Annotated in this window: 9 protein-coding genes; 7 read left to right on the forward strand and 2 right to left on the reverse strand. The window is 73.6% G+C overall.

From position 1 onward, the window contains the following. Positions 1-107 precede the first annotated feature (107 nt). Positions 108-914 (forward strand): ASCH domain-containing protein, encoded by an 807-nt coding sequence (locus ACSLTV_RS01460; RefSeq protein ID WP_432136658.1) that lies wholly within the window; start codon positions 108-110, stop codon positions 912-914. Between the two features lie 23 nt (positions 915-937). Here ACSLTV_RS01460 and ACSLTV_RS01465 read toward each other — a convergent pair whose 3' ends face one another. Beyond that, entirely contained in the window at positions 938-2,341 is a 1,404-nt protein-coding gene (locus ACSLTV_RS01465; protein ID WP_432136659.1) for an FAD-binding oxidoreductase, read from the reverse strand. A gap of 449 nt (positions 2,342-2,790) precedes the next feature. Further along, positions 2,791-4,311 (reverse strand): FAD-binding protein, encoded by a 1,521-nt coding sequence (locus tag ACSLTV_RS01470; RefSeq protein ID WP_435611480.1) that lies wholly within the window; start codon positions 4,309-4,311, stop codon positions 2,791-2,793. 172 nt (positions 4,312-4,483) lie between these two features. Here ACSLTV_RS01470 and ACSLTV_RS01475 point away from each other — a divergent pair, with 172 nt between their 5' ends. From ACSLTV_RS01475 to ACSLTV_RS01500, 6 genes are all read left to right on the forward strand, one after another. Further along, positions 4,484-5,386, forward strand: coding sequence for a DUF2797 domain-containing protein (locus ACSLTV_RS01475; RefSeq protein ID WP_435611481.1), 903 nt, complete (start codon positions 4,484-4,486; stop codon positions 5,384-5,386). 321 nt (positions 5,387-5,707) lie between these two features. Continuing rightward, positions 5,708-6,448 carry a response regulator transcription factor gene (locus tag ACSLTV_RS01480; protein WP_432136662.1) on the forward strand — a complete coding sequence of 247 codons (741 nt, stop codon included), beginning with the start codon at positions 5,708-5,710 and terminating at the stop codon, positions 6,446-6,448. Further along, positions 6,445-8,148 carry an ATP-binding protein gene (locus tag ACSLTV_RS01485; RefSeq protein ID WP_435611482.1) on the forward strand — a complete coding sequence of 568 codons (1,704 nt, stop codon included), beginning with the start codon at positions 6,445-6,447 and terminating at the stop codon, positions 8,146-8,148. The genes ACSLTV_RS01480 and ACSLTV_RS01485 overlap by 4 nt, the downstream gene beginning before the upstream one ends. 14 nt (positions 8,149-8,162) lie before the next feature. After that, entirely contained in the window at positions 8,163-9,539 is a 1,377-nt protein-coding gene (locus ACSLTV_RS01490) for a glycosyltransferase (RefSeq protein ID WP_432136664.1), read from the forward strand. Continuing rightward, a complete protein-coding gene (locus ACSLTV_RS01495; protein WP_435611483.1) occupies positions 9,536-11,728 on the forward strand; it encodes a glycosyltransferase family 39 protein in 2,193 nt (730 codons plus the stop codon). The genes ACSLTV_RS01490 and ACSLTV_RS01495 overlap by 4 nt, the downstream gene beginning before the upstream one ends. A gap of 126 nt (positions 11,729-11,854) precedes the next feature. Next, entirely contained in the window at positions 11,855-13,264 is a 1,410-nt protein-coding gene (locus ACSLTV_RS01500; protein ID WP_432136666.1) for an MFS transporter, read from the forward strand. The last annotated feature ends 232 nt before the right edge of the window (positions 13,265-13,496 follow it).

The raw sequence follows: 13,496 nt of genomic DNA on the forward strand, positions 1-13,496 counted from the left end.
CACCGCGCTGCCTGCCTCGGTGCCGCGCCGTCCGGGCCGGTGCCGCCCCGGCCGTGGCTCGGTGCCGCACTGCCGGCCCGCGCCGCGGGGACCGTAAGGTGGCGCGGGTGGACAGCGCATCGGATCTGCATCTGCCGACGGACGACGACATGGAGCTGATCGGGCTCGCCCGGCGGATCGTCGAGGAGAACGGCGACGGGGAGACCCACACGGTGGGTGCCGCCGTGCGGGACACGCGGGGCAGGGTGTTCGGCGGCATCAACGTCTACCACTTCACCGGCGGGCCCTGCGCGGAGCTGGTGGCGCTCGGGAACGCCCGTGCCGCCGGGGCGCGGGAGCTGACGGCCATCGTCGCCGTCGGGGACCGGGGGCGCGGGGTGCTCGCGCCGTGCGGCCGGGACCGGCAGGTGCTGCTCGACCAGCATCCCGGGATCCGGGTGCTGGTGCCGACGGCCGAGGGGGTGCGCGGCATCGCGGTGACCGGTCTGCTGCCGTACGGCTACGTGCGGGCGGACCAGGAGCCCGCCGGGGACGACGCGGCCGTCGGCGGGGAGACTCCCGGCGGCGGGGCAGGGCGGCCGGTCCTCCACTTCCACCGGGACTACCTCGACGCGGTCCGCGCGGGCCGGAAGACGACGACCGTGCGGTTGCGGGACCCGGCCGCCCCGGGCCCGGCGGACACCGGCCCGGTCGACCTGGTCTTCGAACGGGACGAGGACCTCGTACTGCCGGGGATCGTCACCCGGGTGGACCGGAAGAAGGTCGGCGAACTGACCGAGCGGGACGCCGTCGCGGACGGCTTCCGCGACCTCGCGGAACTGCACGACCGGCTGCGGTACCACTACCCCGGCATCCGCCCCGACGACGACGTCGCCGTCGTCCACTTCCACCTGGCCGCCGGGTCGGCTGCCTGACCCGGCGGCGGGCGGGCCCGCGCTCACGCCGGGACCGCCGCCGGCGGGACGTTCTGGTTGGCGTGGAAGAAGTTGTGCGGGTCGTAGGAGCGTTTCACGGCGCCGAGCCGGTCGTAGTGGGTGCGGAAGGTGGACCGGACCCGCTCCGGACTCTCCGCCTCACCGAGGAAGTTGACGTAGGAGCCGCCCATGGAGTGGGGGTGCAGGTCGGTCCAGTAGTCGACGCACCACTGGCGGATCAGGCCGGCGTTGCCGGGATCGGGGTCGATACCGCCCACGACCCCTGACCACACGGCGTCCCGGTAGGCCCAGGCGGTGTCGTCGGGGCCGGTTCGGTGGGCCGCTCCGTCGACGGGGTAGAGGTGCATCGTCGACAGGTCGGTGGGCAGGCCCTCCCCGTAGCGTTCGTGCACGGCGACCGCCTCGTCGGGGATGGAGTCGAAGAAGTCACCGCGCCAGTACCACTGCAGTCCCTTGGGGATCAGCTCGTCGAACATGCTCTGCAGCATCGGGTAGGGCATCGGGGTGGCGAAGTGGAAGGCCGGTGGTGCCGGGTCGTTGACCACCGACAGGGTCTCCTCCAGGCGGCCGGACTCCAGGTCGCCGGTGTAGCACCAGACGACCGCGCACATCTTCTGCCCGTGGATCGGCTCCGGGAAGGGCGGGCCGGGCGGGACGACGAGGACGGCGAAGAAGCCGTAGAGGTCGGTCGGCGCGGCGGGCAGGAAGTCCCGGTACCAGCGCAGCACTTCCCCGGTGCGGTCGATCGGCCACACGGTCACCCCGACTCCGACGGTGTGCACGGGGTGCAGCCGGAACGTGAACGACGTGACGACGCCGAAGTTGCCGCCGCCGCCCCGCAGCGCCCAGAACAGGTCGGGGTGCTCCTCCTCGGAGGCGGTGACGAAGCTGCCGTCGGCGAGGACGACGTCGGCGGAGAGCAGACTGTCGATCGTCAGCCCGTACTTGCGGGTCAGATAGCCGTGACCGCCGCCCAGGGTGAGCCCGCCCACCCCGGTCGTCGAGTTGATCCCGGCCGGCACGCCGAGGCCGAAGGTGTGCGTCGCGTGGTCCAGGTCGCCCAGCTGGGAACCGCCGCCGACCTGGGCGGTACGGGTCTCGGGATCGACCCGTGCCCAGCGCATCGGGGACAGGTCGAGGGTGAGACCGCCGTCGACCAGGCAGAGGCCGGGGCCGCTGTGTCCCCCGCCGCGCACGGCGAGTTCGAGGCCCTTCTCCTGGGCGTGGGCGAGGGTGGCGCGGACGTCGGCCACGTCCACGCACTGGGCGAGGGCGGCCGGGCGCCGGTCGATCATGGCGTTGTAGATTCCGCGGGCCTCGTCGTAGTCCGCGTCCTGGGGTGCGACGACTCTGCCGCGCAGCGCCGAGCGCAGACTGTCGAGGTCGGTTCCGTCGATGGTGCTCATGTGGGTGCCCCTCGGTCGTTCCCCGCCGCTGTTCCCGAGCCCCTGTGTCCCGGAGGCCCTGTGTGCCCGGGCCGGCCCTGGAAACCCCGAGTCCCGGTGCCCCGGAGGGCCCGAGTCCATGGGGCGCCGAGTCTCCGAGGGCCGGAGTCCCGGTTTCCCGGTGGCCCTGTGTCGCCGAGTCCCCGAGTCTCCGAGGCCCGGGTTCATGGGGCCCGGGTTCATGGGGCCCGGTCGGTCCCGCCCCTCCCGTCCAGTGTGGCCCCGGTCACATGATCGTGCGAAACGGGGCGACGGCGCGCGCTCATCCGCCGCGGTGCGCGGCGGGTGCCGTGGCACGCCGGGGCGGGCGGCCTCGGCCGGCGAGGTGCGGCGGGCGGTCGGCGGCCCGGGGGAAACGGGGCCGCCGACCGGGTCCGGTGGGTCGGGAAGGGTGGGTCGGGCCGGGTGGGTCAGAAGACGCCCTGACCCGGGGTCAGCAGGTTGCGCGGGTCGTACGTCCGCTTGGCCGCGGCGAAGCAGGGCCAGGCCGAGTCGAAGTGGACGCGCCAGTCTTCCTGGGTGAAGGGGATGCTGCCCACGGGGTACTGGGTGCCGCCGGCCGCGACGGCGGTGTCGTAGGCGGCGCGGTTCGCCCGCAGGACGCGGTCGATGGTCGCGGTGTCCTCCGGCGGAACGGCGCCGAGCACGTCGAAGAGGTACGGGACCGGGTCGTCCGGCGCCCGGAACAGCGGCGTGGTGAGGCGGTCGCGGCGGATGGGGTAGAGCTGGATGACGCCGGGACCGAAGTCGGCCGGGTCCAGGTTCTCCAGCACCGGGCCGCTCAGCGCGGCGGCGGAGTCGCCGGGCAGCAGCAGGTTGAGCCAGGGGTGGGCGTGGGTCCACACACCAGCCTGCTTCAGAGCCTCGATGACCGGTGCCAGCCGGTTGACGAAGTCGAAGTAGCCGAGGTCGGCCGCCTCGACACCGGACGGGACGGGGCGCAGGCCGCTCAGCAGGGCGGCGTCGTCGGGCGCGGGACCGACCGGCGGGCCGTAGGCGGCGGCCTCCAGCACGTAGACGCGGAAGGCGCCCTCCGCGTCGGCCTGCACCTGGCCCGCGACATAGTCGAAGCGGCCGTCCTCGACGAGGGTGCGCTGGTCCTCGACGTACGTGTCCAGGTCGTCGTACGTCAGCGTGTAGTGCCGTACGGTCTCCGGCGCCGGGATCAGCCGCAGCGTGGCCTCGACGATGATCGCGCACTGGCCGAGGCCGGCCAGGACCGCGCGGAAGAGGTCGGCGCGGCGGTAGGGGGAGCAGCGGACCAGTTCACCGGCGCCGGTGACGACCTGGAGTGCGGTGACGTTGTCGACCTGGGCGCCGTACCGGTGGGCCTGGCCGCCGAGGCCGCCGACGGACAGGGTGCCGCCGACGGACAGCTCGATGTAGTCGGTGAAGACCGGCGGGGTCAGACCGTGGGCCAGGGTGGCGCGGACGACGTCGCTCCACTTGGCTCCGGCGCCGACGGAGACGGTGGTGCTGCCGGGGCCCAGTGGACCGATGGCGGCGAGCGGCCCGGTCTCGATGACGAGGCCGCCCTCGACCTGCGCCTGGCCGGACGTGGCGTGGCCCTGGCCGCGCGGCGCGAACGGCACGCGGTGCTGGTTGCAGAAGCGGACCATGGCGACGACGTCGCGCACCGAGCCGGGGCGCAGCACGGCGGCGGGGCGGCGGTGCACCATGTGGCCGTAGTCCTCGGCCGCGGCGGCGAGCGCCGAGTCGTCCATGGTGAGTGTGCCGTCGAGCCGGGGGATCCCGGCGAACCGCGTGTCGGTCGTGGCCGCGGAGTCCGTGGTGGTGTCGGAGTCCGTGGTGGTGTCGGAGTCCGTGACGGCCCAGCTGCGCGTCGACGGGTCGAAGCCGATCACGGCGGCGCCGGTGACCGTGACGCCGCGCAGAAGGGTGCGTCTGGAAGGTGTGGCTGAGCGGGACATGGGTGGTCTGCTCCCCCCTCGGAAGCGATCTGAATGATCAAATCCGCGCCAGCCTAGGCCACTTGTGGGCATTCGGTGAAGGCTCGTCAGGCCAGGTGTGACCCAGTCGCCATGATCGAGGGGGCCGGGTTGTCGGTGGCCGCCTCTACGGTGGGGGTGACGGTGGTGAGTGATGGCACAGGCATGGAAGTGCGCGGGGCTGCGCTGGTCCGCGGGGAGCGGGCCGTCGCTGGTGTGGGAGCGGGGGCGCAGCAGTCCGCTGACGCGAGGCGGGCGGGTGGCGTTCGCGCTGTTCGCGGGTGAGGTCAGACGGTGCGGTGGTGCGCGCGGGCATCCGTGCCCGGTCCGGGCGGCCGTCCCGGCGCGCGGCACGGGCGGGCGGTGCGAGGAGTGCGCGCGGCTCGACCGCGCCCACTCGGTCGCGGCCGACGGCATCGTCGACGACCCCCGGCCGTATCACGTCTACCTCGCCTGGTTCGGGCCCGGCATGGTGAAAGTCGGCATCACCGCCGTCGAGCGGGGCGACGCGCGGCTGCTGGAGCAGGGCGCCGTCTGCTTCAGCCGGTTCGGCACCGGTCCCCTGATGGCCGCCCGGCGCACCGAGGAGGTGCTGCGGACCGCCCTGCGCGTCCCCGACCGCGTCCCCTACGGCGACAAGCGTGCCGTCCGCGGCGACCTGCCCGGCGACGAGGCGGCCCGCGCGGCGGAACTCGCCGAACTGCACGCGCGCGCCCTGGCCCTCGGCGGCCTGCCGGATTCGCTGACCCCCGAACCGTTCCGGCCCGTGGACCACCTGCGCGTCTTCGGACTCGCGGGCGCACCGGCCGCCGTCGGCGAGGTCACCGAACTGGTGCCCGGCGGCGCCCTGGCCGGCGAGCTGGTGGCCGTCGCCGGTCCGGACCTGCACCTCGCGGTGGAGGGCGCCGACGGCGGCGGCAGCCACGTCGTCGTGCTCGACACCCGGCTGATGACGGGCTGGGACCTGGTGCCCGCACCCGCGGCGGAGACGCGGCTCGCCCTTCCGGTACGGCGGTTCCGGCGGGAGGGGGCGGGGAGGCAGGACGGGCTCTTCTGAGGCGGTCGGGGACAAGGCGGTCGGGGACATCGGGGGCGCTCTTCGCAGCAGCGGGCGGGGACGGGGGAAGTGCTCTTCGCAGCAGCGGGCGGCGGGCCCCGGGCGTTGACCGTCCCGCGGTGGCCACCGCCCCGTGACGGCCAACACGGCTCGCGCCGGGCCACCGGCCCGCCGGTCGGCGCCGCCGATCGCGGCACGCGCTCCCCACCCCGGCCGCCCCAGGACGGCCCAGGAGCCCGCTGAGAACACCCTGTGGATTTCTCAGACGAATCACAGGTTCCCGAAAGTCTCCTCTCAGAGCCCCCCGACATCGTGTCGCGCATGACCACGACCTCGCCCCAGGGGCGCACCGAACTGCTGAGGCCGGACGGGAGCCCCGTCCGAGTCCTGGTGGTGGACGACGAACTGTCGCTCACCGAACTGCTGTCCATGGCCCTGCGCTACGAGGGATGGCAGATCCGGACCGCGGGCGACGGCCAGGGCGCCGTGCAGGCCGCGCGGGACTTCCGGCCCGACGCGGTCGTCCTGGACATGATGCTCCCGGACATGGACGGGCTGGCCGTCCTCGGACGGCTGCGGCGGGACCTGCCGGACGTGCCGGTGCTGTTCCTGACCGCCAAGGACGCCGTGGAGGACCGGATCGCCGGGCTCACGGCGGGCGGCGACGACTACGTCACCAAGCCGTTCTCCCTGGAGGAGGTCGTGGCGCGGCTGCGCGGCCTGATCCGGCGCTCCGGCGCCGCCGACCGCCGCTCCGACTCCGTCCTCGTGGTCGGCGACCTCACCCTCGACGAGGACAGCCACGAGGTGTCCCGGGCCGGTGACTCCATCCACCTCACGGCCACCGAGTTCGAGCTGCTGCGCTTCCTGATGCGCAACCCGCGCCGCGTCCTGAGCAAGGCGCAGATCCTCGACCGGGTCTGGTCGTACGACTTCGGCGGCCAGGCCAACGTCGTCGAGCTGTACATCTCCTACCTGCGGCGGAAGATCGACGCGGGGCGCGAGCCGATGATCCACACGCGGCGCGGGGCCGGATACCTGATCAAGCCCGCCGCGTCATGAGCGGGCGACGGCGACCGCGTACGCGGCGGCGGGGACGGCAGCCGCGCACCCTGCGGACGCGGCTCGTCGTCGCGGCACTGACGCTGATCGCGGTCGTGTGCACGGTGATCGGCACGGTGACCACGCTCGCCCTGCGCCAGCACCTCGTCGAGCAGCTGAACGGCAAGGTCCGAGAGGTCGCCATGCGCGCCGCGGGCGGGCATGTGATGGACCGGCCGGGCGACCTCGCCGCCTCGCTTCCGGCGGACGCCAGGGTCGACCGGCTCGTCACCCAGGGCCCCGTCCAGCCGAGGATGATCGCCGCCTACGTCGAGAACGCCACGATCACCAGCGCGGCCGTGGCCGAGCAGAACAAGTTCAGCAACGGCGCCTACAAGGGCATGAACGCCGTCGAACTGACCGCCGCGCAGAAGGCGGCGCTCGCCTCGGTGCCGAAGGACCGCCGCCCGCACTCCGTGGACGTGCCGGGGCTCGGCGAGTACCGGGCCCAGTACATCACCAGCCCCGACGGCGGCGAGTCGTACTACGTGGCCCTGCCCACCGACGACGTGGACAGCACCGTCAGCACGCTCGTCCTCGTCGAGATCAGTGTCACCGCGGCCGGACTGGTCGCCGCCGGGATCGCCGGTTACGTGCTGGTCGGCGTCGCCACCCGCCCCCTGCGCAGGGTCGCCGCCACCGCCACCCGCGTCTCCGAACTGCCCCTGCACACCGGCGAGGTCAACCTCAGCGAGCGGGTCCCGGAGTCCGAGTGCGACCCGCACACCGAGGTCGGCAAGGTCGGCGCCGCCCTCAACCGGATGCTCGACCACATCCACGGCGCGCTGCACGCCCGCCAGCAGAGCGAGACCCGGGTACGGCAGTTCGTCGCCGACGCCAGCCACGAACTGCGCACTCCCCTCGCCTCGATCCGGGGCTACGCCGAGCTGACCCGGCGCGGCAGGGAGGAGGTCGGGCCCGACACCCGGCACGCCCTCGGCCGCATCGAGTCCGAGGCGGGCCGGATGACACTGCTGGTGGAGGATCTGCTGCTGCTGGCCCGGCTGGACGCCGGCCGGCCCCTGCGGTTCGAGGGCACCGACCTGGTGCCGCTCGTCGTCGACACCGTCAGCGACGCCCGCGCGGCCGGCCCCGGCCACGTCTGGCGGCTGGCGCTGCCCGACGAACCCGCCCAGGTCAGCGCCGACGCGCCCCGGCTGCAGCAGGTGCTGGTCAACCTGCTCGCCAACGCCCGTACCCACACCCCGCCCGGTACGACGGTCACCGCGCGCGTGGCCCGGCGCGGCGCCTGGGTGTGCGTGGACATCGAGGACGACGGCCCGGGCGTCCCGGCCGAGCTGCTCCCGCACGTCTTCGAACGGTTCGCGCGCGGCGACTCCTCGCGCTCCCGCGCCTCCGGCTCGACCGGCCTCGGCCTCGCCATCGTGCAGGCCGTGGCAGCCGCGCACGGCGGCGCCGTGACCGTGGACAGCGTGCCCGGCCGGACGGTGTTCACCGTGCACCTGCCCGCACTCGCCCCCGCCACGGCTCCCGTCTCCGCGTCCGTCTCGGCTCCCGTCTCCGCGTCCGCCACGGCTCCCGTCTCCGCTTCGGCCTCCGCTTCCGCCTCGGCCGCGCCGCAGGCGGCGCCGGAGACCGGCCGGCCGCGTGACTCACAGGCACACCACAGGGCCGCCACATGGGCGCGACAGGGCACCTGACGAGAGTCGACGACATGCGAACCGACTCTTCTCCCGGCACCCTGCCGGCGCGGGAGCACCTCCCGGCCGCGCCAGCCGGCACGCCAGTCCTGGACGTAGTGGTCCCCGTCTACAACGAGGAGAAGGACCTCGGGCCGTGTGTCGAACGACTGCACGAGCACCTCGTCCGCACCTTCCCGTACCCGTTCCGTATCACCGTCGCCGACAACGCCTCCACGGACACCACCCCGGAGATGGCGCGCCGGCTGGCGGCACGGCTCCCCGAGGTCCGGTCCGTCCGCCTCGACCAGAAGGGCCGCGGCCGGGCCCTGCGGGCCGTCTGGTCGGCCTCGGACGCCCCGGTCCTCGCCTACATGGACGTGGACCTGTCGACCGACCTCAACGCGCTGCTGCCGCTGGTCGCGCCGCTGATCTCCGGCCACTCCGACCTGGCGATCGGCTCCCGCCTGGCCCGCAGCGCCCGCGTGGTGCGCGGTCCGAAGCGCGAGTTCGTCTCCCGCTCCTACAACCTCATCCTGCGCGGCTCGCTGCAGGCGCGGTTCTCCGACGCCCAGTGCGGGTTCAAGGCCATCCGGCGGGACGTGGCACGTGTGCTGCTCCCCCTGGTGGAAGACACGGGCTGGTTCTTCGACACTGAGATGCTGGTGCTCGCCGAGCGGGCCGGCCTCCGTATCCACGAGGTGCCGGTCGACTGGGTCGACGACCCGGACTCCACGGTGCACATCGTGAGGACGGCGACCGAGGATCTGAAGGGGGTGTGGCGCGTAGGGAAGGCGCTGGCCACCGGTTCGCTTCCGCTGGACCGGCTGACCAGGCCGTTCGGCGACGACCCCCGCGACCGCGAGATCATGGACGTACCCAAGGGACTGGCCCGGCAACTCGTCGGGTTCTGCGTGGTCGGCGGTCTGTCCACCCTGTTCTACCTGCTGCTCTACAGCGGCTTCCGGCTGTTCAGCGGCTCGCAGATCGCCAACGCGCTCGCCCTGCTGATCTCCGCCGTCGCCAACACGGCCGCCAACCGCCGGCTCACTTTCGGGATGCGCGGACGGGACGGCGCGCTGCGCCACCAGGCGCAGGGCCTGGTCGTCTTCGGTATCGGCCTCACCCTGACCAGCGGCTCCCTGGTCGCCCTCAGCGCGGCGACCGACCATCCCTCGCACGCCACCGAGCTGGGCGTCCTCGTCGCCGCCAACCTCGCCGCGACGGTGCTGCGCTTCCTGCTGCTGCGCATGTGGGTGTTCGGCGAGCGGCGCGAGAGCGCCGAGCCGGTCACGCCGCCCACCCGGTTCCGCGCCGGTGACCTCGCGGACGCCGCCCGGCAGGACGCCACGGTGCGCCTGCAGCCGGTTCGCCCCCACGACCACGACGCCGACCGGGGGGACACCCGATGACCACGCAGATCGCCCCCGGCGCTCCGGCCCCCGCCACCGCGGCCCCGCAGTCCGGTGAGCCCCGGCCGCCCTTCGTACGGCGTGTGTGGCGCGGCCGTCCCGAGGACCCGCGCTGGGTCCGCCCGGCCTTCCTCGCCCTGCTCCTGGCCACCGGCCTGCTGTACCTGTACAACCTGAGCGCCTCCGGCTACGCCAACTCCTTCTACTCGGCGGCCGTCCAGGCCGGCAGCCAGAGCTGGAAGGCGTTCTTCTTCGGCTCGCTGGACGCGGGCAACGCCATCACCGTCGACAAGCCGCCGGCCTCCCTGTGGCCGATGGCGCTGTCGGTGCGGATCTTCGGCCTGAACGCGTGGGCGATCCTCGTGCCCGAGGTCCTGATGGGCGTCGGCACGGTCGCGGTGGTGTACGCCTCCGTACGCCGCCGCTTCAGCCCGGCCGCCGGCCTGATCGCGGGTACGGTCCTCGCGCTCACGCCCGTCGCGGCCCTGATGTTCCGTTTCAACAACCCGGACGCCATGCTCGCCCTGCTGCTGGCGGTGGCCTGCCACCTCGTGGTGCGGGCACTGGAGGACGGCCGGACCAAGTGGCTGCTGTGGGCGGGTGCGGCGATCGGCCTCGCCTTCCTCGCCAAGACCCTCCAGGCGTTCCTGATCCTCCCGGCGCTGGCGGCCGTCTACGCCGTCTGCGCGCCGGTGCCGCTGCGCAAGCGGCTCGGGCAGCTGGCCGCCGCGACCGCCGCGCTGGTCGTCTCCGGCGGCTGGTGGGTGGCGGTCGTCGAGCTGTGGCCGGCGTCCTCGCGCCCGTACGTCGGCGGCTCCCAGAACAACTCCTTCCTGGAGCTGACCTTCGGTTACAACGGTCTCGGCCGCCTCAACGGCGAGGAGACCGGCAGCGTCGGTGGCGGTGGCGGTGGCGGTGGCGGTGGCGGCGGTGGCGGCCGGTGGGGTGAGACCGGCTGGGACCGGATGTTCAACTCCGAGATCGGTGGCCAGATCTCCTGGCTGCTGCCCGCCGCGCTGGTCCTCCTGGTGGCGGGTCTGGTGGCGACCAGGAAGGCCCGCCGTACGTCCGTCACGCGCGCCTCGCTCCTCGTCTGGGGCGGCTCGCTGCTGATGACGATGGCCGTCTTCAGCTTCATGGCGGGCATCTTCCACCAGTACTACACGGTGGCACTCGCCCCCTACCTGGCGGCCGTGACCGGCATGGGCGCCGGCCTGCTCTGGGAGCGGCGCCGCGAGACCTGGGCGTCCCTCGCCCTGGCGGCCGCGGCCGTCGCGGCGGCCACCTGGTCCTACGTCCTGCTCAACCGCACGCCCGACTACCTCCCGTGGCTGAAGTGGCTGGTCCTGGTCGGCGGGCTGACGGCCGCGCTGGGCCTGGTCTTCGCGGGCCGTGTCGGCCGGCGGCTCGTGCTCGCGGCCGCGTCCCTGGGGCTCGTCGCCGCGCTGGCGGGCCCGACCGCGTACACGGTGAGCACCCTGCGCGAGGGCCACAGCGGCTCGATCGTCACGGCGGGCCCGGCGGGCGCGTCCAGGATGGGCGGCGGTCCGGGCGGCGGCATGCGGGGCGGCTTCCCCGGTGGCGGGATGCCCGGCCAGCAGGGCCAGCAGGGCCAGCAGGGCCAGCAGAACGGCAACGGCAACACGCAGGGCAACGGCAACGCCCTCCCGGGCGGTGGCTTCCCGGGCGGTGGCTTCCCGGGTGGGGGCATGCCGGGTGGGGGCATGCCGGGTGGCGGTATGCCCGGCCAGAACCAGCAGACCGCCCCTGGCGGCCGGACCGGCGACGCCGGCCGGGCGGGCGGCGGCATGGGCGGCCTGCTCAGCGGCGCCAACGTCTCCGACGAGGCGAAGAAGCTGCTGGAGACGGACGCCGACCGGTACACCTGGGTGGCGGCCTCCATCGGCTCGCAGAACGCGGCCAGCTACCAACTCGCCACCGGCGAGGCGGTCATGGCGATCGGCGGCTTCAACGGCACCGACCCGTCGCCGACCCTGGCGCAGTTCCGGCAGTACGTGGCGGAGGGCCGGATCCACTACTTCATCGCGGGCGGCTCGATGGGCCGCGGCGGCAACGGCAACGGCAACGGCACCTCGGCCCAGATCAGCGAGTGGGTCCAGGCCAACTTCGAGGAGGTGACCGTCGGGTCGGCGACCTTCTACGACCTGACGCAGAAAACGAGCGGCTGACCGGGCGAACGGTTCGCCGAGGAAGGGGAGGGCGGTGGCCGCCGGACGCGGCCACCGCCCTCCGCGCGTCCGGTGATCCGGTAATCGACTTGTACACCGTATAACTGCCCTTCTACGGTGTACAACATGTCCAGCCCGACGACCCCCCAGACGCCCCCCGCCCCTCCGGCCGCCCCCGCTACCCCTCAGGGCCACCCACAGCGCTGGGTGATCCTCGCCGTCATCTGCCTGGCGCAGCTGACCGTGCTGCTCGACAACACCGTCCTCAACGTCGCGATCCCGACCCTGACCCGCGAACTCCACGCGCGGACCTCCGACATCCAGTGGATGATCAACGCCTACTCGCTCGTCCAGTCCGGTCTGCTGCTCACCGCCGGCAGCGCTGCCGACCGCTACGGCCGCAAGAAGATGCTGGTCGCGGGTCTCGCCCTGTTCGGCCTCGGCTCGCTGGTGGCCGGGCTCGCCGACAGCACCGGGCAGCTGATCGCGGCCCGGGCCGGGATGGGCGTGGGCGGCGCGCTGCTGATGACCACCACCCTCGCCGTCGTGATGCAGATCTTCTCCCCGGCCGAGCAGCCCCGGGCGATCGGCGTCTGGGCCGCGGTGAACTCGCTCGGCTTCGCGACCGGACCGCTGATCGGCGGTTTCGTCCTGGACCACTTCTGGTGGGGCGCGATCTTCCTGATCAACCTGCCGGTCGCGGCGCTCGGCCTGGCCGCCGTGGTCACCCTGGTCCCCGAGTCGAAGAACCCGCGGGGCGACCGTCCCGACCTGCCGGGCGCGCTGCTGTCCACCGTCGGCATGGCCGCCCTGGTCCTCGCCGTCATCTCGGGTCCGGGCCACGGCTGGACCTCGATGCGGGTGCTGGCGAGCGCCGGGGTCGCGGCGGTCGTCCTCGCGGCCTTCGCCCTCTGGGAGAGCCGCGTGCCGTACCCGATGCTCGACGTGCACTTCTTCCGCGACCGCCGGTTCACGGGGGCGGTGTCCGGGGCGGTGCTCATCGCCTTCGGCATGGGCGGCGCGCTCTTCCTGCTCACCCAGCACCTGCAGTTCGTCCTGGGATACGGCCCGCTGGAGGCCGGTCTGCGCACGGCCCCGCTCGCGCTGACCGTCGTCGCCCTCAACTTCTCCGGCCTGTCCGCGAAGTGGTCGGCCCGGCTGGGCACCCCGGTGTCCATCACGCTGGGCATGGTGCTGATGTCCGGCGGCCTGGTGTCCATCGCCCTGGCAGGCCACGGCTACGGCGCCACGCTGCTCGGCCTGGTCCTGATCGGTGCCGGTGCGGCAGTGGGGAGCCCCGCGATGGCTCACGCGATCATGAGTGCGATTCCGCGGGAGAAGGCCGGGGTCGGCGCCGGGATCAACGGCACGCTGGCGGAGTTCGGGAACGGCCTGGGCGTGGCGGTGCTCGGCGCGGTGGCCTCCGGCGGGCTGGCCGCGGGGTTGCAGCGGGGGCAGTTCGTGGGGGCCGCGGCGGTGCTGTGCGGCGGGGTGCTGGCGGGGGCGCTGCTGCGGAGGGCGGCGAAGGGCGCCTGACCGGCGACCTCCGATGCGAAGGGCGCCTGAGGTCAGTGACGCCTGAGGTCAAAGACACCTGTAGACGAAGGCGCAGGAGGAGAAGGCGCAGGAGGAGAAAGGCGCAGGAGGAGAAAGGCGCTCGCCGAGGCCGGAGATTCGCTCCACGGGGGTGACCGGCACCGGGAGACCTGCGTGGTGGTCGCGGGCCTGCCTGGGCCCCCGGCGGGCCGGCCGCGGCTTAGCATCTTTG

It is taken from the genome of Streptomyces sp. bgisy159 (assembly GCF_965341775.1).
GTDB lineage: Bacteria > Actinomycetota > Actinomycetes > Streptomycetales > Streptomycetaceae > Streptomyces.